A 26,651-nucleotide genomic window follows, 5' to 3' on the forward strand; every position below is an offset into this window, starting at 1 on the left:
CACTCGATACTCGAAAAGATCGAGTACGATGACGAGCAGGAGCACGCGGCACAGCCGACCGTGAAACGCTCCAGCCCGCCGCAATCGCTGCGGCGGGAGATGTGCGCAATGCAATCTGGCTGCTTTGTCCGCTGTCAGCCTTATTCCCCGCCTTCTCTCGCCTTACGGGCGCGAGCGACCATTTCGTCAATTTGCTTTACAAACGCCGCCGCGTTGTTCGCGCGGTCGAATGCTTGCCGCGAGCGTTCGGTCAAATGCCGTTGCCCCTTGATGTCGGAGTTTTGCAAGTGGTCCGCCCATCCGCGGATTTGCTTCGCGCAGTTTTCGGTAATCAATTTCAAATTTGAGATTTCAGATTTGAGATGTTCGGCGGACGCGTCCCGCTCGACGAAATGGAGCATCGAGCGGACCTCGCCGGCTGAGCCGCGGGCGATATAGAGGAATGTGAGGAGTTCTGCCGTTGATCCTCTTTCGAATCCCTCAGCAATGTTATTCGAAATGGATAGCGCGGCGCGGCGGAGTTGGCTCAATAGATCGCCCGGTTGCGAAAAATAGCGGTCACGTGTGAGTGCATACGTCAACGACGCAACATCCATCGCCGCTTTCCACACGGGCAGGTCTTCGAAACGTTCGTATTTCATTGCAGCATCGTCCCCTGTCTCGCATATGAAATTTTGGATGTAAAGTTTCGAGTTTGGTACTTGGATTTTGAAATTTCAAATTTGAAATTGCGGACATACGACGAACCAGCGCAAATTAAGAAGTATCGTAGCCGGTATGTTCCGTAGGTTTCGGTACAAATCGAGTGTACGATTACGGTTACGATTCGCCGCGGCGAACGATTACGAGCACGAAAACGCGCTTGCGTAATATCGCAAATTGCTCTATCCGAGTGCTCTCATGGCAGAATGTCCTCGATATCTCGATCCAGCAAATTAACGAGAGCAACACCGTTACGCGGTCCCAAATTCGATACGAGTATCAACAATGACGGTTTACGCTTGGGATTTCAGATTTGAAATTTCAAATTTGAGATTCTTCAATAAGCGTGCCCCGTAGCAAAGTTGAAGTAAGACTGACACCGCGTGCGCTACGCGATCAACTCGTGCACGACGTTGCCGTGCACGTCCGTCAAGCGGAAATCGCGGCCGGCGGAGCGGAAGGTGAATTTCTCGTGGTCGAAGCCGAGCAGGTGCAGCATCGTTGCGTGGAGGTCGTGAACGTGTACGGGGCTTTCGACGGCCTTGAACCCGAACTCGTCCGTCGCGCCGTGGATGTGTCCGCCGCGCACGCCGCCGCCGGCGAGCCACGCGGTGAACCCGTACGGGTTGTGGTCGCGCCCGTTGATTTTGCCCGCGTTTAGTCCGGGCGTGGGCAACTCGACGGTTGGCGTGCGGCCGAACTCGCCGGAACACATCACAAGCGTGTCTTCCAGTAGCCCGCGTTGCTTGAGGTCCTTCAGCAGCGCGGCTATTCCCTGGTCGCAGTCGGCCGCCAGTTTGCGGTGTTGCGATTCGAGGTCGTCGTGGCTGTCCCACGGCTGGCCCGCGCCGTGCCAGACCTGGACAAAGCGCACGCCGCGCTCGATCAGGCGCCGCGCAATCAGCAGTTGCCGCGACTGCGTCTTCTCGCCGTACATCTCGCGGATGTACCGCGGCTCGCGCGACACGTCGAACGCGTCCGTCGCGTCGAGTTGCATGCGATAGGCCAATTCGTACGACTGTATCCGCGCCTCGATCTCCGCGTCTTCCGATCGTGCGCGCGCATGGCGTTCGTTCAATGCGTACAGCAATTCGAGTTGGCTGCGTTGCGCGCGCGCTCCGGTGTACTCGTTCTTGATGAACTCGATCAGTTTGTCGACGTCGGTGTGTTGCGTGTCGACGTACGTGCCCTGATATATCCCCGGCAGGAAACCCGCCTGCCAGTTCTGGGATTCCTGGATCGGATACCCGCGCGGGCACATCACGATGAATCCCGGCAGGTTCTGGTTTTCCGTGCCGAGCCCGTAGGTCACCCACGATCCCACGCTCGGCCGGATCAGCCGGGCTTCGCCGCAGTTCATCAGCAGCAGGGACGGCTCGTGGTTCGGTACGTCCGCGTGCATCGACCGCACGATGCACATGTCGTCCACGCATTCCGCCGTCTTCGCGAATATCTCGCTGACCGGGATGCCGCTCTGCCCGTACTGCTTAAATGTGTATGGAGATGGCAGGGCCGCGCCCGTCTTGCGTTCCGTGCGCAGGTTTTCCATTGGAAGCATCTGCCCGGCGTACTTTTCGAGCGCGGGCTTGGGGTCAAACGAGTCGACATGCGAGCAGCCGCCGTTCAGGAAAATGTGGATGACCCGCTTCGCGCGCCCGGCGAACTGCGGCTGCTTCACCGCCATCGAACCGGCGGCGCCGCCCTCCGCGTGGGCCCCCAGCATCGCCGTAAGTCCCAACGCACCAAGGCCAAGCCCCGTCCGGCGCAGGAAATCGCGCCGCGAGAGGACGTAGTCGTCCGCGGTCACGTCATGATGGTCGGTTTGACTGAAACTCGTCATGCCCAAACGCTCGCCCTGCATGCTGGGTGTGATTGTGCAACGTTCTTGGCAAAAGGTCAACAGGGGCGGCAGGAAAACCCTTGACAAAATTGTAACGATTCGCTATTCTTTGAGTAAGGTGCAATGGTCTCTGGTGCGTTTCTGATTCTCGTGCAAGGTGTGATTTCTTAGGTGAGGGTGTAGCCATGAGTATTCAGTTCGGTAGAGGAGCATGTCTTCTCGCATGTCTCCTGATCTCGCCGGCCGCGTTCGCGGACGTCATTTACGACAATGGCGGGCCCGACGCAACAACGGGCGGTACGGACAGCACGGTCTTCGACAGCCTCAATCCCGACTTCACCGCGTTCGACGATTTTGTGCTCGACGAAGGTAACACGACGCTTACCGACGTGCATTGGTGGGGCAATTATTACACCTACTTCTCCGAGCAACTCGACGACGACTTTCAGTTGTATATCTACGCCGATTTGAACGGCGCGCCGGACCTGGATACGGGCGCGCTTTTCACGATCGACGGTTCGAGCGCGTCGCGCATGGATTCGGGCCTGGATGTGGGAGGCGACACCGAGGCGCCGGTATTCGCGTACGACCTGTACTTCGATCCGATCGAGTTGGACGCGAACGTCACGTACTGGCTCGCGATCACGAACGGGTTCCACTGGCGCTGGCAGACCTCGCTTGAAGACGGCTCGTCGTATCAGGTGAGCGGCAACAACTTCCCCGGCGATATCGCGAACTGGAAAGACCAGCTCAATGTCCGCGAATACGACCTGGCTTTCAATCTGACCGGCGGCATCGTGCCGGAGCCTTCGACGGTTGTGCTCATCGGGGCGGGCATTGCGGCAATTTTCGTGCGGCAGCGCATTCGCCGCGCGTAGATTTTTCAGAACATGGGTTTCGGAGGGCGGGTCTTGATACCCGCCCCTTTTCTTTTTGCAAATCGCGAGCCCGATTGAACGGGGCTAGAGCGACTCAAGCTTGTGCACACTGTCTTTTCCGTGCTCTTGCTCGTGAGTCGTCATCGTACTCGCACTCGATATTCGAAAAGATCGAGTACGATGACCAGCAGGATCCTCCTTCGCCCGATCGGCTTCGGAGGACAAGTCACGAGCACGCCGCGTAGCCGACCTTGAAACGCTCTAATCGACGAACGCGAACTCGTTCGACGCGAGCAGAACCTGCGCCAATCGCTCCCACGGGTCCAGCGCCGGCGGGGGCGGCCCCGTAAAGTCCACGTCCGCGCGCCATTCGTTCTTGGCGTTCTGATCCGCGTCGTCCGTATACCGCACAATCGGAGCCCACCCGAACGAATCGAAGCTGTCGGTCGGGCCTGGAGAAATGACGAAGTCAATCGCGTCACCCTTCGCAACCTCGATCGCGGACGCAACGGTCTCGACATTCGCGGACTTTACCGGCGCGGTCCACGCGATTCCCTTGCGCGCCGTCACGATGTAACCAATCACGCCGTCGCCTTGCCCGTCCTCGGCGCCGTGCTTCAACGTCCCTTCAACGGCGACCACGCCGCCACGCGGCGCGATCCATCGGCGAATCGCGGCCTGCTCAATCCCCTTACCGGGATGACCGCCCCCGGCGCCAAGGCTGAGATAATTCGTATCAGGATTGGGAATCGACTCGCCCGCGCGCCATTGACCTTCGGCGAAACGCGGGAACGGCGTAAACGTCACTCGGCCGGCCGCGTCGTCCACCGCGCCGTATCCGTATTGCCACGCCGAGGGTTCGACCGCGGCAAACGTCGTCTGATCGGCGATAAATCGGTCCACCATTGCGCATTCGCCGGCGTCCGGTTCGCGGTTGTACACAATGCGGTACAGCATCTTCGCGCGTTCCGCCGCGCCTTCCGCGCTTGCGACCTCGGGCCGCGCCGCAAGCTTGCGCGCCTGTTCGATGACGAACGGTCCGTTCAGCATGAACAGGGCCTGCTGCGGGACCGTCGTGCGGAACCGGCGCGGGCTGTGCGTGTCCGGGTTCGCGAAATCGAACGTGCGAAACATCCCGGGCAAGTTCTGGCGCTCGATGAAGCTGTACACGGTGCGGCGGGTCGTGAACGGCGGATCGACGATATCGACGGACGGGCCGCCCATCGCGAGATCGAGTGTCCCGGAGGCCGCGAGAATCGAATCGCGCAACGCCTCGAAATCCAAACGTTGCCGGTTCTGCTTCCACAACAGTCGATTGTCCGGGTCTTTCACGCGTGCGTCTGCGTTGTCGGCGCTGATTTGCCGGTAGGTGTTCGACATGACGATCAGCTTGTGCAGTTTTTTTGTCGACCACCCGTCCGCGATGAACCGCGCGGCGAGGTAATCCAACAGCGCCGCGTGCACGGGCTTGTCCGTGCGCACGCCGAAATCGCTCGGCGTGTCGACGATGCCGCGATCGAAATGCTCCGTCCACACGCGGTTCACCCACACACGCGCCGTCAGCGGATTGTCCGCGCTTGCGATCGCGTTCGCCAATTCGAGGCGCCCGCTTCCTTTCTCGAAGGGTTTCGGTTCGTGTTCGCTCAGCACGGCGAGGAACTGGCGCGGCACGGCGTCGCCCTTGTTGCCGGGGTTCCCGCGCACGAGGATGTGCGGATCGAATGGCTTGTCGGCGTCCACCAAGGCCATTGCGCGATCGGGCCGGCCCTCGTGCGCCGCTTCGACGCGCGCAATCGCGTTGCGTTTGTCGCGCACGCGGTTCTGCGTCGGAACGTCGTACATCGACAGCAAATCGCCCTCGGAAACGTTCGCGGGGCTGTCCGCGCCATACAGGACGTTTCGAAGTTCTTCGTCGTTTGCGTCAGTCAACGACGTTGACAATGTCATTCCGAGCAGCGCCTCGCCGACGAGCAGATTCATCCACTGCGAATCGACGCCGCGCAGCACGTTCGCGTACCGCTGCGCGACCTCCGCCATGGATTTTGGCGCGTCTCCGCCAAATGCCGCGGCGATGCGCGGGTTCAGGGGCTTTTCGGCGTTCTTGTTCTCGGCAAACTGTGCGGCAAGCGGTGCGGACTGTTCTGCGAACCCATCCGCCGGCAACGCCGCAAACTGCGCCCACGGCCCGAAAATACTATCGTGAGCTTCCGACTTCTTCTTCAGGAAGTCGCGCCAACGCCCCACCAACTGCCACCGCAACTCGCGGTCGCGCGCAATCGTCTTGAACGCGCCCTCGTCCGTGATGTCTTTCGCGTCATGCGCGGCGAGCAAATACGCTTCGACCTTCTCTCGCGCATGGGTCAACAACGTCACGTGCAGTTCTTTTACCAATGCGCGTTCCGCGTCTTTGGCCTCCTTCAGCTTGGCGAGAAAGTCCTGATACTTTGGATTGTTTGGATCGGGCTCCTTGATTAATGGAAGCTCCGGGGGCTCGACCGAACTGCGGAACACGCCGTAAAGCGCATAGTAGTCCGCCATCGTCACCGGGTCATACTTGTGATCGTGACACCGCGCGCACGTAACCGTCAGCCCCATCAACCCGCGCGTCACCACGTCGATGCGATCATCGGTAATGTCGTTGATGTTTCCGAGGAAATGCCGGTTCAGCGTGAGAAACCCCATCGCCGCCAACGGGCGCTTGTCGTCGCCGATTTCCAACTGATCGGCCGCGAGTTGCTGCTTCACAAAGGTGTCGAACGGCAAGTCTTCGTTGAATGCCCGGATCACATAGTCTCGGTAGGTGTACGAGAAGGGAATGTTGCGTTCCTGCTGAAACACGTACCCGCGCGTGTCCGCATACCGCGCCACATCCAGCCAGTATCGGCCCCAACGTTCGCCGTAACGCGGCGACGCCAGCAGCCGATCCACAACTTTTTCGTACGCATCGGACGCGCCGTCGTTCTCGAACGCGTCGATTTCCTCGCGCGATGGCGGCAGTCCCGTCAGATCGTAGGTAAGCCTTCGAATCAGCGTGAACTTGTCGGCGGGCGGCGACGGCTCCAGCCCCTGCGCTTCGAGCGCCACCCGTACAAAGGCATCTATCGGATTGGCCACCCACGACGTGTCCCGTGGCGCCGGCACCGGCGGACTCGCAATTGGCTGGAATGCCCAGTGGTCTGTGCGCGCGTGCTCGATGCGTTGATCCATGATTGAGAGGTTCGGCGCGCCACCGGCCGGCCACGGCGCGCCCATCGCCACCCAATGCCGCAGATTCTCGATGACATCGTCGGGAAGCTTGCCCGAAGGCGGCATTTTCAGTTCGCCTTCGTACCCGATTGCATTCAATAAATGGCCCGTTTCCACGTCGCCGGACACGACTGCGGGGCCACGCTCTCCCCCTCTCAGGATCGCCTCGCGCGAATCGAGCCGCAGCCCGGCTTTCTGTTTCTCCGGACCGTGGCATTCAAAGCAATTCTGGACAAGCACCGGCCGAATCTTCGCCTCGAAGAACTCAATCGTCTCCGCGGAGTGGTTCTGCGCGCCTTCGGGTCTCAACGCCTGAAGCAGTCCAGCCCACGGGTTGTTCTTGTCGAAGGCTTGGCCGCCGAGCCGCTGTGTCAGCCCCTCGAGGACCGTCGCATCCGATTGCAGCGTACGGACGGCCTCGAGCAACTGAGTGACGTCCGCCAGCGGGTCGTCCGCGCGAGCGCCGGTCAGGGCCAGCGCGGCGCAGAGTAGGACTACTGCACGGCGAAGTGCGCCGCCGGTCTGCATGAAACGCGTCACCATAGGTCTGCAATCTAGCAGCGTTCCAACATTCGCGCAACATGCCTTTTATCTGCCACCGGGTCGATTCGACGGCGCACCACGCGTACTTGCCTGGGACCCGTGCCGGGGCCCGCCTCGAATAAACGATTGCCGCCACTTTTTCATCCAACAGACCAGAGTACGGTGGGGTAGGCCAACACCTTTTGACGGCCGCGCTTCGCCCGCCGGGCATAACGCATTGGTTTATATATGCTTGTGAGATTTGCGCGGCTTGGCATATTTGTTGCCCGTGCATGGCAGCAAACCGATCAGCGTCTGGATGAGTCGGGATCAAGTATCTCGTGTCGGGGAGGTCACACACGTCGTGCGCCGAAAAGCTTTTCTACCGTTCGCTGTCGGGACGACAATCTTGGCACTCGGGATTGTCTCGCTCCTTGCGCTCATTCTCCTGCGCAAGCCACCCGCCGAGGCCGCGCCCACTGACCGCGAAAAGCCAATCCAGGTGGAAGCCGTTGCCGTGCAGCCGAAGGATGTGCCCGTCACCATCACGGGCTGGGGCGAAGCCAAGGCCCTCAACGTTGTCAAGATTGGCCCTGAGGTCTCGGGCCGTGTTACCGAAATCCATCCCAACCTGCTCGTCGGTGGCATAGTCCCGAAGGGAGAAGCGCTTTTCGTCATTGAGCGCGACCCCTATGTCGCGCGGTCCGACGAAGCCCGCGCGCACGTAGCGCAACTCGAAGGCACGCTGGCTCGGTTGAAAAAAGAATGGGAGAACGAAAAGGCGCGTGTGGCCGCGATGGTTCGCTCCCGCGACCTGGCGAAGGCGCAATTCGAGCGCCTGAAGGAACTCATGACCGACGAGGTTGGAACGCAAACCAACGTTGACGAAGCTGAACGCAATTACGTCACGGCCAAGGACCAAACCGACCAACTTGAGCACGACCTCGCGCTGTTCCCGCTCCGCATCGGCGAGACGGAAAGCATGCTCGAATCGGCCAAAGCGCAATTCGCCGTCGCCGAACTCGACCTTAAAAGGACCCGTGTGGAGGCGCCATTCGACGCGCGCGTGACCGATGTCTCCCTAAAGAAAGACCAGGTGGCGCAGGCAGGCGTGGCGGTTGTGACGATCGCCGACGACTCGCTGCTCGAGCTAAGCGTGCCGCTCAAGAGCGCCGACGCGCGTCAGTGGTTGCGGTTCGATGGCACGGATTCGGCCCCAGGCGGCGCGTGGTTCTCGAATCTCGATCGGGTGGATTGTTTGGTCAGGTGGACGGAGCGGCCAGACGTGCACTGTTGGAAGGGGCGCGTCGAGCGTGTCGAGTCCTACGACGACCAAACGCGCATGTTGACCGTCGTCGTGCGCGTATCCGGCGCCGACGCAAAGGCCGGCGCCGAGGGATTGCCCCTCGTCGAGGGCATGTTCTGCCAGGTCGAGATTCCGGGCAAGACCATGCAGCAGGTATATGAAATCCCGGCGCACGCGCTCAGCAGTTTCGAAAACACCATATACGCGGCGGTAGACAACCGCTTGAAGACGGTCCCCGTTGAGGTCGCACGGCTGGACAAGAACTCGGTATTCGTATCGGGTGGCCTAAGTCCCGGCCAACTCGTAATTACCACGCGGCTAGTCAACCCACTGGAGAATTCCCTGCTGGCAATTCAATCCGGTGAATCCGCGCAACGGCCATGAAAGACATCATTCGATCCATCGTCGCGAACAACGTCTTCGCGAACGTTGTCATGGTCATCATCCTCGTGGTGGGGACCATCGCCGCGTTTACGATGGTTCGCGAGAGCATGCCGGAGTTCGAACTCGGCCTCATTGCGATCGAAGTCCCCTTCCCCGGCGCCGACCCCGAGGAAGTCGAGGAAGGCATTTGTCACCGAATCGAGGCGGCCATCGATGGCCTCGAAGGCGTCAAGGACTACAACACGACCGCTTGGGAAGGGTTTGCGTCCGTCGAAGTTTGGGCCGAACAAGGCTACGACATCGAAAAACTGAAGGACTCCGTGCGCAACGCCGTCGATTCGATCTCGACGTTTCCCGCGCGCGCCGAGAAACCGCAAATCTATGAAGTGCGCGACGAGGATGAAACGATTCATCTGGCCTTGTGGGGGAGTCTGCCGGAACGCCAACTAAAGGAATGGGCCGAGACGGTGCGCGATGACTTGCAGCGCCTTCCGCACATTTCGCGAGTCGAGGTCTACGGCGCGCGGCGATACGAAATCAACATCGAAGTTTCGAAGGAGAGGCTATGGGAATACGGCCTCACCCTCGACAACGTGACCGAGGCCGTTTATCGCGGCAGCCTGAACCTACCTGCGGGCACTATTCGCACCGAGGGCGAGGAAATCCGAATACGCACCATCGGCCGCAAGTACAACGGCCGCGACTTCGCCGCGGTCGTCATTAAGTCCTCGCCCAGCGGCGACATTATCACGCTTGGCGACGTTGCGGACATTCGCGACACGTTTACCGAGAACCCGTCGTATTCGAACTTCAACGATCACCCATGTGTGCACGTCGCAGTCCTCAAGGCGAAAGGCGAAGATTCGCTCGCGCAGGCCGAACTCACACGCGAATACGCCGCGAACAAGCAAAAGGAACTGCCGGCCGGCCTTAACATCACGCCGTGCTTCGACGACACCGAATTCGTGACCGGCCAAATCGCATTACTCTCGGAAGACGCCGTCTCGGGTTTGATTCTCGTCGTTTTGGTCCTATGGCTTTTCTTGAACACGCGCCTCAGTTTCTGGATAGCGATGGGAATCCCCGTGTCGTTTGCGGGCGCACTGTGCATCCTGTGGATGATCGGCGAAACGATAAACCAAATTTCGCTCATAGCATTCATCGTCGTGCTTGGAATCGTTGTTGACGATGCGATTGTCCTTGGCGAAGCAATCTTTGCGCATCGCCAACGCGGCGATGGACCCCTCGAGGCCGCCGTCGCGGGCGTGAGCGAAGTCGGCGCGCCGGTCTTCGCCGCGGTGATGACGATGATCACCGCCTTCATCCCGCTCGCGTTCATCCCAGGAATCATGGGCCAGATCGTGGCGGTCATGCCTATCGTCGTAATCTCGACGATGATTGTTTCGACCATTGAGAGCTTGTTCCTGCTGCCCACGCATCTGAATCACCTGCCGGACCCGAACCTGCCGGAAAAACCGCGCCCGCGATGGCAACAACGGTTCATCGCGTTTCACGCGGCGTTCCCCCGCGGGCTCGAGTGGTTTGCCCGGCACATGTACCAGCCCGCAGTGCGGACAGCCATCCGGCATCGCTACGTGACGTTGTGCTGCGCTATCAGCGTTCTGCTCGTGACGGGCGGCATCGTCGCGGGCGGTTTCGTTCGCGTGATATTCTGGCCGCCGGTTGACGGCAACTCGCTGGATGCGTTCGTCGAATTCCCTCCCGGCACTCCGGGCGAAGTCACGCGCGACGCCGTCGAGCAAACGCGGCGGGCATTCGAGCGCGTTGCCGAACGCACGAAAACCGAAAGCGGCGAGCCGCTACTCCGCAATATCTTCACGCGCGTCAACTCGTTCCAGCCCAATTTCGGTTTCATCGCCGTCGAAATGTTGCACTCAAGTGCGCGCGGCGTACACTCGCAAGACCTCGCAGCCGCATGGCAGAAGGAAGTCGGCGCGATACCCGGCGCGGTGCAGCAATCGTTTCACGAGGACACCATCGGCATGGGTGGCCCCCCGATCGAAATTTGGCTGCAAGGCAAGGACCTAAACGCTCTCCGCAACGCCGCAAACGAACTCAAGGCAAAACTCGCAACCTATGACGGCGTCTACCAGATTGCCGATGATTTCCGCGCGGGCCGCACGGAAATCCAGGTGCGCCTGAAACCCGAAGCGCATGCGCTCGGACTCACGCTCGATCAGGTTGCGCGCCATCTCTACACCGGCTACTACGGAGAAGAGGCGCAACGGTTCCAACGCGGGCGCGACGACGTGCGCGTCCGCATCCGCTACCCCGAAGACGAACGCCAGACCCTCGCGGAATTGGAGCGCGTCCGCGTTCGCACGCCCCAAGGGTTCGACGTGCCGCTCATGTCCGTCGCGGAAATTGCCGCCGCGCCCGGCGTATCGAGTATCAAAGGCAGCAACGGGCTGCGCCGCATTGCCGTTTACGCGAGCGCGGACTTCAACAAGGCGAACCCCAGCGAAATCGTGACCGACCTCGGCGCCAACTACCTTGACAGCCTCTGCGCGCAATACGGCAACCTGACATGGACCGTCGAAGGCGTTGAAGAAAGCAACCGCGAAACGCTTGCGGGCATTCAGCGCGGATTCGCGATCGCGGCGCTCGGCATCTTCGTCATTCTCGCGACGATATTCCGATCGTACGTCCAACCGGTTGTCATCATGCTCATCATCCCGTTCGCGATGGTCGGCGCGGTGCTCGGCCATCTTGCGATGGGAATCCCACTCACGTTTCTCAGCCTATTCGGACTGATCGCGCTCGCAGGTATCGTCGTGAACGACTCGATCGTCCTTATCGAGTGCGTCAACGAACTCATTGCGGGCGGCACGCCCGTCTATGACGCGCTGGCCCAGGCGGGCGTACGACGCTTCCGCGCGATCTTCCTTACTTCCGTCACGACGTTTATCGGCCTCGGCCCGCTCGTATGGGAGCGTGACTTGCAGGCGCAGATCGTGATTCCCATGGGCATTTCCATCGCCGCCGGGTCGGCCTTTGCAACCTTCGTAACGCTGCTTTTCACGCCCAGCCTGCTCGCCATCACGAACGACGCGCGCCGGCTGGCCCATCGGGCCCTACACAAACAATGGCCCGAGCCCGAAGACGTCGAACCCGCCCGCGACCGCCGGAGACCCCCGGTCGGCGCCCCGGCGCCACACGGCGCGCCGGATCTTGCGTGACGGAAGTAAACTTCGAGAATTTGCACAGGACGCATGTACACTGAATGCCATAACCGTATTGGGGGTATCTGCCATGAATCGAATCGCCTCGATGTCTGCACTTCTCGTCCTCCTACTATCGAGTTGCATCTCGGTCAAGGGAAACATTCACGTCGAAGACGAGGAAGCCAAGAACGCGGGCGTCCTGCGACATGTCGTGTTGTTCAAGTTCAAGGCGGGCACGAGCGACGCCGACATCGAGAAGGTCCGCACGGCCTTCCACAATCTGAAGAACGGCATCGAAACCGTGCGCAGCATCGAATCCGGCAAGGATATCAGCACCGAGGGGCTCCAGCAGGGCTTCACCCATTGCTTCATAGTCACCTTCGCCGACGCAGCGGGCCGCGACACCTACCTCACGCACCCGGTGCACGACGAGTTCGTCAAGTTGGCCGGACCGTACCTGGACCAGGCTCTGGTTGTAGACTTCGTGCCGTAGCACACCTGGCACGTCACGTCGCAGCGAAATTCTATAGAAAGAGCACGCAGACCGGCATGGGAACGACTATCGGCTCTCCGAGCGGTGAGAGTGCGCCAGTTTTTTGATCGATCGAAAACGTGACGATAGTATCGCTCTTCTGATTGGCGGCGATGAGGTACTTGCCGCTGGGGTCGAGGTTGAAATTGCGCGGCGTGCTGCCTGCCGTTGGCGTATGTCCCTTCAAGCTCAACGTTCCGCTTGCGCTCTCCACGGTGAACACGGAGATGCTGTCGTGCCCGCGGTTCGAGGCGTATACGAACGCCCCCGATGGGTGGACGCGGATTTCCGCGGTGGTGCTGGCCTCCGCGAAATCGCCCGGGAGCGTTCCAACGTTTTGAATTTGCTTCGCCGCGCCTGAAGCAGCGTCGAAGGCGAACGTGGTAACCGTGCTATCGAGTTCGTTCACGACGTAGAGATACGGCAATGTGGGATGGAATTTCGTGTGGCGCGGACCCGCACCGGGCTTCAGCGCAGCAGGCCTCTCGTTTGGCGCCAGCGCGCCTTTCTCCGCGTCATAGCGATAGACCAACAACTTATCCAGTCCGAGATCGGCAACGACGAGGTATTTCCCGCTCGGGTCGAAGGTAACGGAATGGGCGTGCGGTCCCTCCTGGCGCTGCGGGTTCACGCTGCTGCCTTCATGCTGGACGAATGCCGACGCCCTGCCCAACGCGCCCGTGTCGTCAATGGGGAGCAGCGCGGTGCTGCCGCCGCCATAATTCGCCACGGCCACATGCTTGCCCGAAGGCGCGACGGCCACGTGGCAAGGGCCATCGCCGACCGACGACGCGCGGTTGATCAGCGTCAACGCACCGGAGACTTCGATGCGAAAGGCGCTGACCGTACCGCCGGGACCATCCGGTTCCTTAACCATCTCCCCTACGGCGTAGATCACGGGAAGCGTGGGATGCTTCGCAAGAAAGGACGGGTTCTCGGTCTTCGCAGCAAGGCGCAGATTGTCGGCCGCACCGGCGCTTGAATCGAAATCGAGGACGTAGATGCCGTCGCTTGTGCCGCTCGTGTAGGTACCGATATAGACGCGTTGCGGGTCTGCCCGTGCCGCGGGGTTTATCAATGCCGAAACGTAGAACGCCGCGGCAAGCAAGGCGCCTGTGAAACGCATGATTCGCTCCTTCTCGTTTGACCAGGAATTGCACACGGCCAAGCCCGCAAACGCGGTGCTGACGCCGGTTCGGTACCGCGCGTGACGATAACCCAATTCGTTCCGGGGTTCATAGTTACGAAACAGGCGCAAGTCCCAGCACAGCCCAAGGCGACTTCAGGCTCAATCTCGTAAATCATGTTTTAATCGATTTTCTATTTATTTTGATAGCCTTATGCCTGCATACCCCGTGACAAATCCCAAAATGTATGGTATAGTTCTCGCGCTGTAGGCTGCTGGGGAAGGCGGTCTGTGCTCCGGGGTACAGTCGCCGCGTGGTCTCAGCCGCGCGCCAGGGGAACGGTTTAGGGCCGAGTTCAGGCTTGTGCGCGCACGCCGATTGCGTGCTTTCCACTTCGCGAGCAACGAGAGACACACATGTGCCAACGGGAGTGAGAGCATGGGAATCCAGGCCACGATCCAGCGGAAAGTAAGCGAATTCTTTCAACCCTTCACCACCTCCGATACGCCACCTGACGAACTGGTCGCACCGTCCCCACCCGCGCGACCCTCGCGACGCGACATTCTCTTTGGAAGAGGGGTTCCATCCGCGCTCCTCGGCGCGGCGATGTCGATTCCCGCGTTCGCCGAGAAGACGGTGGAAGATGAAATCTCCGATCAGTACAAGAGTGGCGACAAGAGCTACGATCCCCTCTTGCGCCGACTCGTCGACCGCTGCACCTACGGCGCGAGCGCCGACGACCTCAAACTCGCCAAACAGATGGGTTACGACGAGTACCTCGATTACCAACTCGACTACAACCAGATCGACGACGGCGATCTGAACGATCGGCTCTCCGATTTTCAAAGTTTAAACTGGAGCGCCAAGCAACTCGCGGATGCCGCGAACGAGGGCAACTACGAAGTCTTCTATGAGGCCATTAACTCGACGATCGTGCGTTCCGCGTACAGCAAGCGCCAACTTTACGAGCGCATGGTCGAGTTCTGGCGCGACCACTTCAACATCTATATCGAAAAAGACTACATGTATTACGTGCTGCCGACGGACACCCGCGAAGTGGTCCGCAAGCACGCGCTCGGCAAGTTTCCCGACATGCTGTGGGCCTCCGCGCACAGTCCCGCGATGCTCATCTATCTCGACAACGATCCCAGTTCGAAGGAAGCGCCGAACCAGAACTACGCGCGCGAACTGATGGAACTCCATACGCTTGGCGTCGGTAACTACACGCAGAAGGACGTCGAGGAAGTTGCCCGCTGTTTCACCGGGTACTCGTTCGTCTGGGAGTACGAAGCCGCCAACTGGGGCACGTTCAAGTTTTACGGGTGGGCGCACGACAGAGGGAAGAAAAAGGTCCTCGGTCGCGAGATTCCCAAGAAAGGGGGCGTAGAGGACGCGGAGATTGTCCTTGACATTTTGACGGCGGATCCTAACTACGCGCCCATCACGGGCCAGTTCATTGGTCGCAAACTCGCGAATTGGCTGTGGGGTTACAACCCGCCGCAGGCGCTCGTGGACAGCATCGCCGACACCTATGTGAGCAGCGGCGGCGACATCAAGAAGATGGCGAAGGTCGCATTGAGTCAGGAGTGGCTCGCGCAATCGCTGCCGAAACTGAAACGCCCTTACCATCTTGTGATGTCGACGCTCCGCATGGTGCCCTCGACCATCTCCGATTTCTGGGGCATCCGCTACACGCTGTCGCTGATGGGCCACGAACCGTACCAATGGGCCCCGCCCAACGGGTACCCCGATACGCTCGACTTCTGGGCGGGAGGCCTGCTGCCGCGCTGGCGGTACGGCTCGTACATCTACAGCCAGAACTACAATCCCCTCTTCAATCTGAAGGCCTTCGAGGGCGACATGGACGTGAAAAAGTTCATGAACCGCCTCAAGACGACGTTCTTTGGCGGGAAGATGACCAACAGCGACAAGGAAATCCTCGAGGCATACGTCTCCGAAGACTTCGATTCCGAGTGGCGGCGCAGGGAAACGCTCGGGCTTGCCGTTTCCTCCTCCAATTTCCAGTGGTACTAATACGCGCGGCAGCGCGTTAGAGGAGTTTGGACGATGCAGGGTTGTACACATCGCGGATGCAACGAATACCACCATCTGTCGCGCAGGCAGTTTATTGGCGTCAGCGCCGCGAGCGCGGCCGCCGTCGGCGCCCCAATGTGGTTGCCGCGCGTCGCCTACGCGGGAACGCCGAGCAGCCGCGACGTTGTCATCACCGTCTTTCTGCGCGGTGGCGCGGACGGACTGACGCTATGTTGCCCACACGGCGATAACGATTACTACCGCCTTCGCCCGACGCTTAATATTCCGCGTCCGGACAGCGGCAGCCCGGACGCCTGCACCGATCTCGACGGTTTCTTCGGCATCCCGAAGCCGATGAAGAGCCTGAAGACGGCATACAACCAAGGCGATCTATTGTTCGTTCACGCGACCGGCAGCAAAGACGAATCGCGCTCGCACTTCCAGGCCGAGTACGTCATGGAAATCGGCAAGCCGCTCGATCCCTCGCTGTTCACCGGGTGGCTCGGAAGGCACCTGATGACCTCGGCGCCCGCAGACCCCAACGCGATCCTGCGCGCCGTCGGCATCAGTTCGGCACTGCAACGCTCGCTGGCCGGAAGCCCGCTCGCGCTTCCGATTCCAAACCTCTCCGATTTTGGTATCGAGGGCTACTGGGCAACGGTGGACGAACGCATGGCCGCGCTCGGCGCCATGTACGCGGAAGGCCCCACCGAATTGCAGATCACCGCGGAGAACACGATCACAACCTTCAACATGCTCCAGGCGATCGACTTCGATAATTACGCCCCCGCGAATGATGCGGTCTATCCCGACTCGTGGTTCGGCTATTCGATGAAGTCCACCGCCGCGCTCATCAAGTCGGGCATCGGCGTCGAGGCTATCGCCGCGGACGTCGGAGGCTGGGACACGCACGCCGAACAGCAACCGCGCCAGGGTTACATGGCCGATCTCATGCAGGAGCTCGCGGATACGTTGGCTGCCTTCCACGCGGACATGAAAGGCGATTCCTCGAAGAACTACGTCGTCGTCGTGATGTCGGAGTTCGGGCGCATCTGTTGGGAAAATGGCACGGCCGGCACGGACCACGGATTCGGCGGCCTGATGATGCTCCTCGGCAACAACATCGACGGCGGGCGCGTCCTTGCCGATTGGCCGGGACTAAAGGACGACGAACTCTTCCAGGGACAGGACCTCAATATCACCATCGATTACCGCGATATTCTGGCTGAAATCGTGCAATACCGGCTTGGCAACTCGAACCTCACGGAAGTCTTTCCCGACTACACGCCCGTCTTCCGCGGAGTGACAGCGGCTTAACCCCAAACGGGGGATTCAGACCTCCTCGTGTTCGCCGGGGGCCGAAAGCGGAAATTCGGTCCCCATGCTGAATTTTCTTGCTCCCCCAAATGCGAACCACCCTCTCCTGTTTTCGTCAGTACAGTCGCAATCGAATGTCCGATAAATGCGCTTGGCGCGCAAGTCACAGTCTGTGTCGTTTCGGTCCTTTTCGTCCCTTGCGTCGTTTTCCCTACGAGGAACTCGAATGCGCGGACGAATACGATTAGGATTCCCGCTCACCAGGAATAGCAGAAAGGCACCGCAACATGAACTACCGTAACGTTGGCGCATCCGGACTCGAAGTTTCGGAGCTTTCTTTTGGATCGTGGGTGACCTTTGGGGATCAGGTCGTCGAATCCGCTGCCGAAGACTGCATGAAGGCGGCATGGGAATCCGGCGTGAACTTCTTCGACAACGCCGAAGCCTACGCGCAAGGCCGCTCCGAGACCGTCATGGGCAACGTGCTCAAACGCATGGGCTGGAAGCGGTCCGAAATCGTTGTCTCCACCAAAATCTTCTGGGCGGGCAAAGGCCCGAATCAGGTCGGCGTCTCTCGGAAGCGTCTCATCGAAGGCACGGAGGCAAGCCTCGCGCGGTTGCAGCTCGATTATGTCGACATGCTGTTCTGCCACCGGCCTGACTGTCGCACGCCCATCGAGGAGACGGTGCGCGCGATGACCTATCTCATCAATCAGGGCAAGGCGCTTTACTGGGGCACAAGTTGGTGGACCGCGGAACAACTGATCAACGCCTGCCACATCGCGCGGCGCGAGCGCCTCATTCCCCCGACAGTCGAGCAGCCCGAGTACAACATGCTCAAGCGCGACTGGGTCGAAAAAGAATACGTGAATCTCTACGACGAGATCGGACTTGGCCTCACGACGTGGAGTCCGCTCGCCAGCGGCATGCTCACCGGCAAGTACGCGAAAGGGATTCCGAAAGGATCGCGCGTATCGCTGAAAGGCTACGAATGGCTACGGAAAGAGTTCGAGTCCGAAGAAGGGAAACAACGCATTGCGAAAGTGGCCGGGCTCGAACCCATCGCCAAGTCGCTAAAGTGCACTATGGCCCAACTCGCCCTCGCGTGGTGCCTGAAGAATCCTCACGTCAGCACTGTAATCACCGGCGCAACGCGCCCGGAGCAAGTCCACGAAAACATGAAGGCGCTGAAGGTCGTCCCCAAACTGACCCATGCCGTCATGGAAAAGATTGAAAAGGTGCTGCAAAACAAGCCGGCGCCGCCGGCGATTTACCGCTGACCGGGTGGGTGATTCCGGCGCCGGGCCGTCCTCACGTCATCGCGGAAACAACCGATCGATCTCGGCCTGCTCCTGATTGTTGAAGTGCAGGTTTTCAATCGCTCTTGCGCAATCGATCACCTGCTGAACGCTTCTCGCGCCGATAATCGCGCTCGTCACGCGCGGGTCGCGCAGCGTCCACGCCAGCGCATACTGCGCCATCGACTGCCCGCGCACCTCGGCCTTCTTGGCCAGCACGCGCACCTTCTCCACAAGCTGTGGCGTCACCTGGTCTTCGCGCAAGAAGCCGTCCGGGTCCGCCGCCCGCGATTCGGCGGGGATGGGCGCCGCCGGATCGAGATATTTCGCCGTCAACAGCCCTTGCGCCAGCGGACTAAACACAATCACGCCCGTGCCGTGCGAGTCGGTGTATTTCAGCAAGTCCCTTTCGATCCACCGGTTCGTCATGTTGTACACCGGTTGATGCAGTGTGACCGGCGCCCAATCATGCTGCTTCGTTGTTTTTACCGCGCGCACGAAATCCGCGCCGCGATAATTGCTCACGCCTGCATACAGCGCCTTGCCTTGCCTCACGATAAGATCCAACGCGCCCAGCGTCTCCTCAATCGGTGTCTCGGGATCGGGGCGGTGGTGATAAAAAATGTCGACATAGTCGAGGCCCAATCTCTTCAGTGACTGATCGAGACTCGCCACCAGATACTTCTTGCTGCCCCATTCCCCATACGGACCGTCCCACATCCGATACCCCGCCTTGGACGATACGATCAATTCGTCGCGATGCGCCCCAAACTCTTCGCGAAGAATCTTGCCGACCCGCTCTTCCGCCGATCCTTTCGGGGGTCCGTAGTTGTTCGCGAGATCGAAATGATTGATCCCAATATCGAACGCGGCCTTCATAATTTCGACACACGTCTGATGATCGGCCTTCCCGCCGAAGTTGTGCCACATCCCCAGCGATATCAGCGGCAACATCAACCCTGACTTCCCGCACCGGCGGTACTGCATGCGCTCATAACGGTCCGCGTTAAATGACATAGCGACTCCTAACGATTCGTGGCGCGGATAGCGCGGCACGACGAATGCATTGTGGTATTGTGGCGTTATGCCTTACACACCCATTCTAGCAACTCTCGGCTACGTCATGTCGCCGGACCGCAACCGCGTGCTGCTCGTTCACCGCAATAAGCGCGGCGGCGATCAACACCTCGGCAAATACAACGGTCTCGGTGGAAAAGTCCACGACGACGAAGACGTCGTCGCCTGCATCAAACGAGAAATTCGCGAAGAAGCCGGCGTCGAATGCACAAATCTTGCCCTGCGCGGCACAGTGAGTTGGCCGGGCTTTGGCAAAGGCGGCGAAGATTGGTTCGGCTTCGTTTTCCTCATCGACGAAATCAAAGGCGAACCGGTTCATGAAAACGACGAGGGCACGTTGGAATGGGTAGACGTCTCGCGCGTTCTCGAATTGCCCCTCTGGGAAGGCGACCGCCATTTCCTCCCCCTCGTCTTTTCCAACGACCCGCGGCAGTTCCACGGCGTCATGCCTTATCGCGACGGCAAGCCCGTGAGCTGGACCTATTCGACACTCTAACCTCGTTCGTTTGTGCGACGATTTGCACTGCGGCGGCGGGGGATGCCGATTTGGCCGGCAGCGCATTGAATCTTCGAGGGATTCTCACGAATAATCGTGGGATGCTGCGTCGATCCAATTTCTTCAGCGCGTTGCGCTTTTTTGCCGCCACGTGCGCCGCCGCGCTTTGCGTCTACGCCCAGGGCTACGCACCCGAAGACGCCCCGTCGAAAATGTCCCTCATGCCCGGCTTCCGCGCCGAACTCGTCGCCTGCGAACCCTTGGTGCGCCAGCCCGTCGCCATGGAATTCGACGACCGCGGCCGCCTCTGGGTCGTGCAATACATGCAATATCCGAATCCTGAAGGACTCAAGCGCGTCAAAGTCGACCGCTACTCCCGCACCGAATACGACCGCATGCCCGAACCTCCGCCCCACGGCCCGCGTGGCGACGACGTCATCACCATTCTCGAAGACACCGACGGCGACGGCCGCGTGGATTCATCGAAGAGTTTTCTCGAAGGCCTCAATCTCTGCACCGGATTCGCGTTCGGTTACGGCGGCGTGTTTGTCATTCAAGTGCCCTATCTTCTTTTCTACCCCGATACGGACCGCGACGACGTTCCCGACGGCGATCCCGAGGTGCTTGTTACCGGCTTCGGCATGGAAGACGCCCACTCCGTAGCGAACTCGCTCACGTGGGGCCCCGACGGTTGGCTCTACGGCAATCAAGGCAGCACCGTCACGGCGCGCATCAACGGGATCGAATTCCAGCAAGGCATCTGGCGTTATCATCCAGTCACGCACAAATTCGAATTATTCTGCGAAGGCGGCGGAAACATGTGGGGCCTTGACTTTGATTGGGAGGGAAATCTTTTCTCGAGCACCAACTTTGGCCCGTACATCGCACTGCACGGCGTACAAGGCGCGTACTACTGGAAGCAATTCGGCAAACACGGCGCCCTGCACAATCCGTACACCTACGGCTATTTCGAACACATGACGAACCACAACCCGCAGGGCGGCCATGTCGCCGTTGGCGGCACCATCTACGAAGCGGACGCATACCCCGCCGAATTCCAAGGCAAGTACGTCTTCGGGAATCTGCTCACGCACGACGCGTATGTCAGCGAGTTGAAGCGCACTGGTTCGACGTTCGAGACCCACACTATGGGCCAATTCCTCAACAGCAACGACACGTGGTTCGCCCCAAGCGATCTCACGCTTGGTCCCGACGGAGCAATTTACATCGCTGACTGGTGTGACAAACGCACCGCGCATCCCGATCCCGACGCCGAATGGGACCGCTCGAACGGCCGCATCTATCGCGTTGTAACCGAAGGCATGCGGCCGGGCAAACGTTTCGACCTCCGCGATCAATCCACGAAGAAGCTCGTCGATGCACTCGAGAATCCAAACAAGTGGTACGTGCGCCGGGCGCTCGTTCATCTTGCGCAACGAAAAGACAAATCGTCGTACGCACGCCTGCGAAATCAGATTGAGCGAAACGGCGATCCGCGCACGACGATGAACAGCCTCTTCGCACTGTACGTCAGCGGCGGTATTGACGAAACGTACTCGCAACAACTCCTGCATCATCGTCTTGCGCCGGTCCGGAAATGGGCCGTTCGGTACTTAGGGGATGCGGACACCATTTCATCGCAGTCAGCATCGATGCTCGCTTCGCTCGCCGACACCGAAACCGACGTGACCGTGCGCAGCCAACTCGCGTGCACCGCGAAGCGGTTGTCTTCGGAAGCGGGTCTCGCCATTGTCTGGAGCATGGCCAGCAATAACGACGTAGCGAACGATCCCCATTTGCCGTTGTTGATGTGGTGGGCAGTCGAACGCCATGCAGTCGCCGATACCAAGTCAATCATGAAAACGCTCGGCTCGTGGCCCGATACCGATTCCGCCTGGATTAGGGCGACGCTCCTTCCCAGCCTGATTCGGCGATACGCTTCGGAAGGCTACGAGGAATGCGACGGCGCATGCGCCCAACTCGTTGGAATCGCGAGCAAATGGGGCAATGAGGAAGCCGTATTGACGGCGCTGGATGCGGGAATCAAGGATCGGCAACGTCCTGCGCCCGCAGAGGCGCCCGGCCCGCTGTTCGCAGCGTACGCGCAACATTCCATGGGCGACGCGCCGGCTGCGCATACGGTCACGCCGGTGAACGAGCGACTGCGTGTACTGCTGGTGTCGCGTTGGCGGGAGAAACAGAATAGGGACAACCCGATCCTGCTGCGTATTGCCATGCGCCTTGAAGACAAGGAGGCGTACGCGCACGCCCTCGCCCTCGCGGGGAATTCGGCGGCAAGCGATGCGCAAGTGCTGGGTATCACGCTGCTCGGCGAATTTGGCAATTCGGATAGCGCGCCGGTCTTGCTGCGGGTGCTGGCGAGCAACACCAACGAGACAACAAAGCAGGCGGCACTGACTGCGTTGCGCCACGTTTCCGGCGATTCCATCGGCGCCGAATTGATCCGGCTGTACCCGTCCTTCGACGACGCGATGAAAGGAAAAGTGCGCGACGTGCTCGCCACGCGCGCACCGTGGTGCAAGACATTGGCGGACGCCGTGAATCAAGGCGTCATTGCGCCGGCTGAAGTGCCAATCGATCAGGTCCGCGTCATGGCGAACCATGATGACGCCGAGTTGCGCGCGCTCATCGAAAAGACATGGGGAACGATCCGATCCGGCACGCCGGAAGAAAAACTCGCCGAAGTGCGGCGATTGAACAACGAACTGAACGCAGGTCCGGGCACCCCCGCAAAAGGCAAAGTGGTGTTCGAACAGAACTGCGCGAAATGCCACCAATTCTTCGGCGAAGGGTTCAAAGTCGGCCCGGACCTTACGCAGGCCAACCGCATGGATCGCGAGTACATGCTCGTCAGTCTCGTCGATCCCAACCTGACTGTCCGCAAGGAATACACGCAATACGTGCTGGAAACCAAGGACTTCGGGTTATTCAACGGCATCATCGCCGAACGCACCCCAGGCAGCGTGACGCTGGTCAATGCGAACGAAATCAGGACAACCGTCGCGACAAACGACATCGCCGACCTGCGTGAAGCAGGCATTTCCCTGATGCCGGAGAACCTGGTGACACCGATATCCGGCGACGACTTGCGTGATCTGTTCGCCTATTTGCAGAGCCAGGAACCGCTTCCCAAACCGTGAGGAAATGACCGCATGCAAAGAACAATCTGCGCGTTGGCGCTGTGCAGCGCCGTGGTGTTTGCAGCCGAGGAACCAGCCGCGAGCTACACGTACGAAAACACGCTCGCGCCTATTTCCAATCCACAACCCATCCTCGCCGATCATCCAGATTGGGTCCAGCCGGTGCACGAAGTCATGCGCTACGAAGCGCCCATTCTGGTAAACGACGAAAAAGCTACGCTCGACGTCCGCGCGTGGCGCTTCTCGTACAACGCGCGCGGCATCATCGAAATGCCCAACAAACTCCGCGGCGATCAGACTGCCATCGTCGTTGTGCATCCATGGGGTATTGACGATGGCCAGGGCTGGCGCACGCCGGAACCCGCGGGCGTTGCCGATTTCTGTACTCCGATTAAGAACGACCTCTCGCACAAACACATCGTCGATGTGCTCAACCCATTTCTCAAGGAATACAGGAACAAGGTGAAATTCGTCTTATACAGCCAACCCGGCAACGAAGACGCTATCCGCCGCAAGCTCTATCGCTCCGTCCGTGCCAAGCCGACCCGGAAACAGATGGAGCAGGGCAAGAAGGAATTGACGGAAAAACTGAACAGTTTCAACTACAATGCCGGTCCACTTCCGCAGACCCTGACCTTGGGCAAGCAATCGCCCGTCGTCGACTACTTCAAAGCTTTCCCTGGTCTCGATTCCGGCGACCACTACAACGGTGAAGGGTTTTGGGACCTGCCCATCCCGGTCGTTTCGAGCATCGAAGTCGACCCCAACGACGTCATGATTTACGACAAGGAAGGCTACGACGTTATGAAGGAGTTCCTGAAGAAGAACGGTGTCCGCCATATCCTGCTCACTGGCTACTGTACCGATATGTGTTACAAGTCCACCTGCGCGGGCTACGAGAATCTTTCCAAGGACTTTAATGTCTTCCTGGTCGGCGACGCTACGCTCGCGACTTTTCCCTCGAACTCCACGCCGGCGTACGCAACGAACGCATCGCTTTCCTACGCGGCCTTGAATCAACTCGTTACGCAAATCTCCTGGATAAGATACACGGGGAAAAAGAAATGAACCGCAGACACTTCTTGGAACTTGGCGGCGCCGCGCTCGTGGCGCCAATTCTAATGACGAAAGCCGGTGCGGAAGCTCCAGCGTGGAAAGATGGCAAGCGCTGGGTCTATTCGATCACATACGACGAAGGTCCGCAGGAACTCCTGAACCACGCCGTACCACTTCACCGGAAATACGGCATCCCCGGCCACGTCGCTCTTGTCTCTTCGCAAATTGGCATCCCGCGCAATGTCCCCGGCAGCAGTTACCATGGCATGATGATCTTGAGCAAAGAAGAAATCGCCGGGCTCGCGAAAGAAGGCTGGGGCTTCTCCTGCCACTCGATGACGCACTGCGGCGTCACCAACGAAAACGCGCAGGTGGAAGTTGTCGAAGCTAGAAAAGTGCTCGAAGACGCGATCGACCAACCTATTACCATCTTCACGGTCCCCGGCACAAACGACGGCCACCCCCCCGCGATGAAAGTCGCTGCGCAAGCAGGTTATAAAGCGATCCTCACAATCTACGACCGCGTGAACGTGCACGATTCCGACCCTATGGGCCTCGGCCGTGTCCCGCTTCACACGCAGTATCCCGCGCCGTTCTTCTCCGAATTCGACCCCTACAAACGCATCCACCAAGCCATCGATCTCGGCGGATGGATTGTTGATTACTGCCACTGCCCCATGCCCGGCAAACCCATCCACCCCGCGAAAGACTGCACCACGCAGGAACTCGAGCAGCGCTTTCAAAAAGTCAAAGAAATCGGCGGCGAAGACGTCTGGCTTGCCGACCCCAATGACGTTGTCGACTGGCTCGTCGAACAATCCAAGAAGTCGTGAAGGATCAAAAAGGCGTCTCGACTACGAATAAGAAGTGATAATGCAGGCAAGCGTGCGACCAATACTACGTGCCTGTACGCCCGTGGTTCCTCCATTTCGAGATTTCAAATCGAGATTCTTGGACCAGTGGCCAGCATGTTGTACGGCACTTTGCCAGCGACTAGCATACTGTAGGATTCGCACTTCAGTTCGCAAAGGTGCGGCATGGTGTCAAGTTCGGGCGATTTCGCCCGTATACGGAATGACAGCTTTCCACATTGGGGGGCTGAAGGGTTGTCACGTTTGTCGCCAGTTGCATTAATCGCCAGATGATCGTCCCGTCCCCGTCGAGGCGGGAAGGACTATCAACGCGAATCGAGGTGCATGATGGTTGAGAATTCGCTCGCCCTACACATCGCCGCCACCATGCTCGGCCAAACCGGCCCGTTGCCCAATCCTTTTCCGCGCACCATGGGCCCGAACGCGGCGAAGTACGTGCAGGAGGTCATCGACTCCGGCCTCACCATCGACATGATGGGCCGCTTCGAACGCGCCTTCGCCGAAGCGCTCGGCGTGAAGTACTGCATCGCCACGCCCGGCTGCACCCCGGCACTCCATGTCCTCGCGCTCGCGTGCGATTTCAAGCCCGGCGACGAAGTCATCGTCAGCCCGATCTCGGACTACGGCACCATTCAGGGGCTGCTCGCACAACACGTCATCCCCGTGTTCGCGGACGCCGCGCCTGGCACCGTCAATTTCTCGGCGGACACCATCGCGCCGCTCATCACGGAACGCACACGCGCGATCCTCTGCGTCCATTTCACCGGCCTCATCAACGATATGGACCCTATCAACGAACTCGCGAAGAAAAACAACCTTTTGGTATTCGAAGATTGTTGCCAGGCGACCTTCGGGCAGTACAAAGGCCGCTTCGCCGGAACCCTCGGCGATGCAGCGGGCTTTTCTTTCGACGCGGAGAAGACGATGGGCGCGGATCAGGGCGGCTGCATCGTGACAAACGACGAAAAGCTACACGAGCGAGCGCGCTATATGGGCCACAACCGCGCCTCGGACATGGTCCCGCATTTCGGCCGCACGCATTCCGAAATCGGTTACTCGTATCGCATGCCGCAATGCACGGCCGCCGTTTGCCTCGCGCAGCTCGATATTGTCCGCGATCAGGTAGCCCAGCGCGACAAGATGGCGCGGCTCCTCTACAAGCTATTTGCCGAAATCCCCGGCATCACGCCATTGCCGATACCCGAATACCAGACTGTATTCTCATGTTGGATGATCGGGTTCACAATCGATCCCAAGGCCTTCAAATGTTCGACGGAAGAATTTGGCGCGCGACTCTCCGACGCGGGCATCCCTGGCGCGGGCATGGCCGAGTACTATCTGTTGCCCGCGTCAATGACGTGTCTGCAACGAATGGCCCGCGGCAACGCGTACCCATACTCGAACCCGCCCGCGTCGCGCGCCCATACCTTCTCTGCGGACGCCTGCCCCACCGCTCGCGACTTCATGAAGAGCTTCATCCGCTGGTCTACGTTCTGCGAGAAGTACACGCCCGAACATTGCGAACTCGCCGCGAATATCGTGCGAAAAGTAGCGGGAGAGCATCGAGCGTGACCTCTACAAGTCGCTTGATATCCGGAAGGTAAGATGTTATCTTACT

The 26,651-nt window shown here is 59.7% G+C and carries 17 protein-coding genes; 12 read left to right on the top strand and 5 right to left on the bottom strand.

Annotated elements, in window-relative coordinates:
* Positions 1 to 140: 140 nt before the first annotated feature.
* Both HUU46_00410 and HUU46_00415 read right to left on the bottom strand, forming a co-directional pair.
* Positions 141 to 641 carry a four helix bundle protein gene (locus HUU46_00410; protein NUM52081.1) on the bottom strand — a complete coding sequence of 167 codons (501 nt, stop codon included), beginning with the start codon at positions 639 to 641 and terminating at the stop codon, positions 141 to 143.
* A 449-nt stretch (positions 642 to 1,090) separates the two neighbouring features.
* A complete protein-coding gene (locus HUU46_00415) occupies positions 1,091 to 2,542 on the bottom strand; it encodes a DUF1501 domain-containing protein (GenBank protein NUM52082.1) in 1,452 nt (483 codons plus the stop codon).
* Between the two features lie 185 nt (positions 2,543 to 2,727).
* Between HUU46_00415 and HUU46_00420 the strand changes: the two genes are divergently transcribed.
* The gene (locus HUU46_00420; GenBank protein NUM52083.1) at positions 2,728 to 3,420 is read left to right on the top strand and encodes a PEP-CTERM sorting domain-containing protein; all 693 of its coding nucleotides are present in this window, start codon (positions 2,728 to 2,730) and stop codon (positions 3,418 to 3,420) included.
* A gap of 261 nt (positions 3,421 to 3,681) precedes the next feature.
* Here HUU46_00420 and HUU46_00425 read toward each other — a convergent pair whose 3' ends face one another.
* On the bottom strand, positions 3,682 to 7,194 hold the full coding sequence (locus HUU46_00425; GenBank protein ID NUM52084.1) for a DUF1553 domain-containing protein: 3,513 nt from the start codon (positions 7,192 to 7,194) through the stop codon (positions 3,682 to 3,684).
* 358 nt (positions 7,195 to 7,552) lie between these two features.
* Here HUU46_00425 and HUU46_00430 point away from each other — a divergent pair, with 358 nt between their 5' ends.
* From HUU46_00430 to HUU46_00440, 3 genes are all read left to right on the top strand, one after another.
* Positions 7,553 to 8,878, top strand: a complete 1,326-nt coding sequence (locus tag HUU46_00430; GenBank protein NUM52085.1) for a hypothetical protein — start codon at positions 7,553 to 7,555, stop codon at positions 8,876 to 8,878.
* A complete protein-coding gene (locus HUU46_00435; protein NUM52086.1) occupies positions 8,875 to 12,078 on the top strand; it encodes an efflux RND transporter permease subunit in 3,204 nt (1,067 codons plus the stop codon). Before HUU46_00430 ends, HUU46_00435 begins: the two co-directional genes overlap by 4 nt.
* 73 nt (positions 12,079 to 12,151) lie before the next feature.
* Positions 12,152 to 12,556, top strand: coding sequence for a Dabb family protein (locus tag HUU46_00440; protein NUM52087.1), 405 nt, complete (start codon positions 12,152 to 12,154; stop codon positions 12,554 to 12,556).
* 31 nt (positions 12,557 to 12,587) lie between these two features.
* Here the strand turns inward: HUU46_00440 and HUU46_00445 are convergent, their stop codons facing one another.
* On the bottom strand, positions 12,588 to 13,721 hold the full coding sequence (locus tag HUU46_00445) for a lactonase family protein (GenBank protein NUM52088.1): 1,134 nt from the start codon (positions 13,719 to 13,721) through the stop codon (positions 12,588 to 12,590).
* 439 nt (positions 13,722 to 14,160) lie between these two features.
* Between HUU46_00445 and HUU46_00450 the strand changes: the two genes are divergently transcribed.
* The 3 genes from HUU46_00450 (at position 14,161) to HUU46_00460 (ending at position 18,353) form a co-directional block, all read left to right on the top strand.
* Positions 14,161 to 15,756 (top strand): DUF1800 domain-containing protein, encoded by a 1,596-nt coding sequence (locus tag HUU46_00450; GenBank protein NUM52089.1) that lies wholly within the window; start codon positions 14,161 to 14,163, stop codon positions 15,754 to 15,756.
* 33 nt (positions 15,757 to 15,789) lie between these two features.
* Positions 15,790 to 17,073 carry a DUF1501 domain-containing protein gene (locus HUU46_00455; GenBank protein ID NUM52090.1) on the top strand — a complete coding sequence of 428 codons (1,284 nt, stop codon included), beginning with the start codon at positions 15,790 to 15,792 and terminating at the stop codon, positions 17,071 to 17,073.
* A gap of 287 nt (positions 17,074 to 17,360) precedes the next feature.
* Positions 17,361 to 18,353 (top strand): aldo/keto reductase, encoded by a 993-nt coding sequence (locus HUU46_00460; GenBank protein ID NUM52091.1) that lies wholly within the window; start codon positions 17,361 to 17,363, stop codon positions 18,351 to 18,353.
* 36 nt (positions 18,354 to 18,389) lie between these two features.
* Here HUU46_00460 and HUU46_00465 read toward each other — a convergent pair whose 3' ends face one another.
* Positions 18,390 to 19,388, bottom strand: coding sequence for an aldo/keto reductase (locus tag HUU46_00465; GenBank protein NUM52092.1), 999 nt, complete (start codon positions 19,386 to 19,388; stop codon positions 18,390 to 18,392).
* Positions 19,389 to 19,455: 67 nt separating this feature from the next.
* Between HUU46_00465 and HUU46_00470 the strand changes: the two genes are divergently transcribed.
* The 5 genes from HUU46_00470 to HUU46_00490 all read left to right on the top strand — a co-directional run bounded on the left by HUU46_00470 (position 19,456) and on the right by HUU46_00490 (position 26,605).
* A complete protein-coding gene (locus tag HUU46_00470) occupies positions 19,456 to 19,944 on the top strand; it encodes an 8-oxo-dGTP diphosphatase (protein ID NUM52093.1) in 489 nt (162 codons plus the stop codon).
* Between the two features lie 101 nt (positions 19,945 to 20,045).
* Entirely contained in the window at positions 20,046 to 23,105 is a 3,060-nt protein-coding gene (locus HUU46_00475; protein ID NUM52094.1) for a c-type cytochrome, read from the top strand.
* Between the two features lie 12 nt (positions 23,106 to 23,117).
* Positions 23,118 to 24,173 carry an isochorismatase family protein gene (locus HUU46_00480; GenBank protein NUM52095.1) on the top strand — a complete coding sequence of 352 codons (1,056 nt, stop codon included), beginning with the start codon at positions 23,118 to 23,120 and terminating at the stop codon, positions 24,171 to 24,173.
* Positions 24,170 to 24,994: a polysaccharide deacetylase family protein gene (locus HUU46_00485; GenBank protein ID NUM52096.1), complete on the top strand. Its 825-nt coding sequence runs from the start codon at positions 24,170 to 24,172 to the stop codon at positions 24,992 to 24,994. The genes HUU46_00480 and HUU46_00485 overlap by 4 nt, the downstream gene beginning before the upstream one ends.
* Positions 24,995 to 25,357: 363 nt before the next feature.
* On the top strand, positions 25,358 to 26,605 hold the full coding sequence (locus tag HUU46_00490; GenBank protein ID NUM52097.1) for an aminotransferase class V-fold PLP-dependent enzyme: 1,248 nt from the start codon (positions 25,358 to 25,360) through the stop codon (positions 26,603 to 26,605).
* Positions 26,606 to 26,651: the final 46 nt, after the last annotated feature.

It is taken from the genome of Candidatus Hydrogenedentota bacterium (assembly GCA_013359265.1).
Taxonomy (GTDB): Bacteria; Hydrogenedentota; Hydrogenedentia; order Hydrogenedentales; family SLHB01; genus JABWCD01.

Bases quoted from the DNA above. Each gene is read 5' to 3' on its own strand.
- HUU46_00465 (NUM52092.1), bottom strand. From the start codon at position 19,388: ATGTCATTTAACGCGGACCGTTATGAGCGCATGCAGTACCGCCGGTGC.
- HUU46_00480 (NUM52095.1), top strand. From the start codon at position 23,118: ATGCAAAGAACAATCTGCGCGTTGGCGCTGTGCAGCGCCGTGGTGTTT.
- HUU46_00440 (NUM52087.1), top strand. From the start codon at position 12,152: ATGAATCGAATCGCCTCGATGTCTGCACTTCTCGTCCTCCTACTATCG.
- HUU46_00485 (NUM52096.1), top strand. From the start codon at position 24,170: ATGAACCGCAGACACTTCTTGGAACTTGGCGGCGCCGCGCTCGTGGCG.
- HUU46_00490 (NUM52097.1), top strand. From the start codon at position 25,358: ATGATGGTTGAGAATTCGCTCGCCCTACACATCGCCGCCACCATGCTC.
- HUU46_00470 (NUM52093.1), top strand. From the start codon at position 19,456: ATGCCTTACACACCCATTCTAGCAACTCTCGGCTACGTCATGTCGCCG.
- HUU46_00475 (NUM52094.1), top strand. From the start codon at position 20,046: ATGCTGCGTCGATCCAATTTCTTCAGCGCGTTGCGCTTTTTTGCCGCC.
- HUU46_00435 (NUM52086.1), top strand. From the start codon at position 8,875: ATGAAAGACATCATTCGATCCATCGTCGCGAACAACGTCTTCGCGAAC.
- HUU46_00410 (NUM52081.1), bottom strand. From the start codon at position 641: ATGAAATACGAACGTTTCGAAGACCTGCCCGTGTGGAAAGCGGCGATG.
- HUU46_00425 (NUM52084.1), bottom strand. From the start codon at position 7,194: ATGCAGACCGGCGGCGCACTTCGCCGTGCAGTAGTCCTACTCTGCGCC.
- HUU46_00460 (NUM52091.1), top strand. From the start codon at position 17,361: ATGAACTACCGTAACGTTGGCGCATCCGGACTCGAAGTTTCGGAGCTT.
- HUU46_00445 (NUM52088.1), bottom strand. From the start codon at position 13,721: ATGCGTTTCACAGGCGCCTTGCTTGCCGCGGCGTTCTACGTTTCGGCA.
- HUU46_00450 (NUM52089.1), top strand. From the start codon at position 14,161: ATGGGAATCCAGGCCACGATCCAGCGGAAAGTAAGCGAATTCTTTCAA.
- HUU46_00420 (NUM52083.1), top strand. From the start codon at position 2,728: ATGAGTATTCAGTTCGGTAGAGGAGCATGTCTTCTCGCATGTCTCCTG.
- HUU46_00415 (NUM52082.1), bottom strand. From the start codon at position 2,542: ATGACGAGTTTCAGTCAAACCGACCATCATGACGTGACCGCGGACGAC.
- HUU46_00455 (NUM52090.1), top strand. From the start codon at position 15,790: ATGCAGGGTTGTACACATCGCGGATGCAACGAATACCACCATCTGTCG.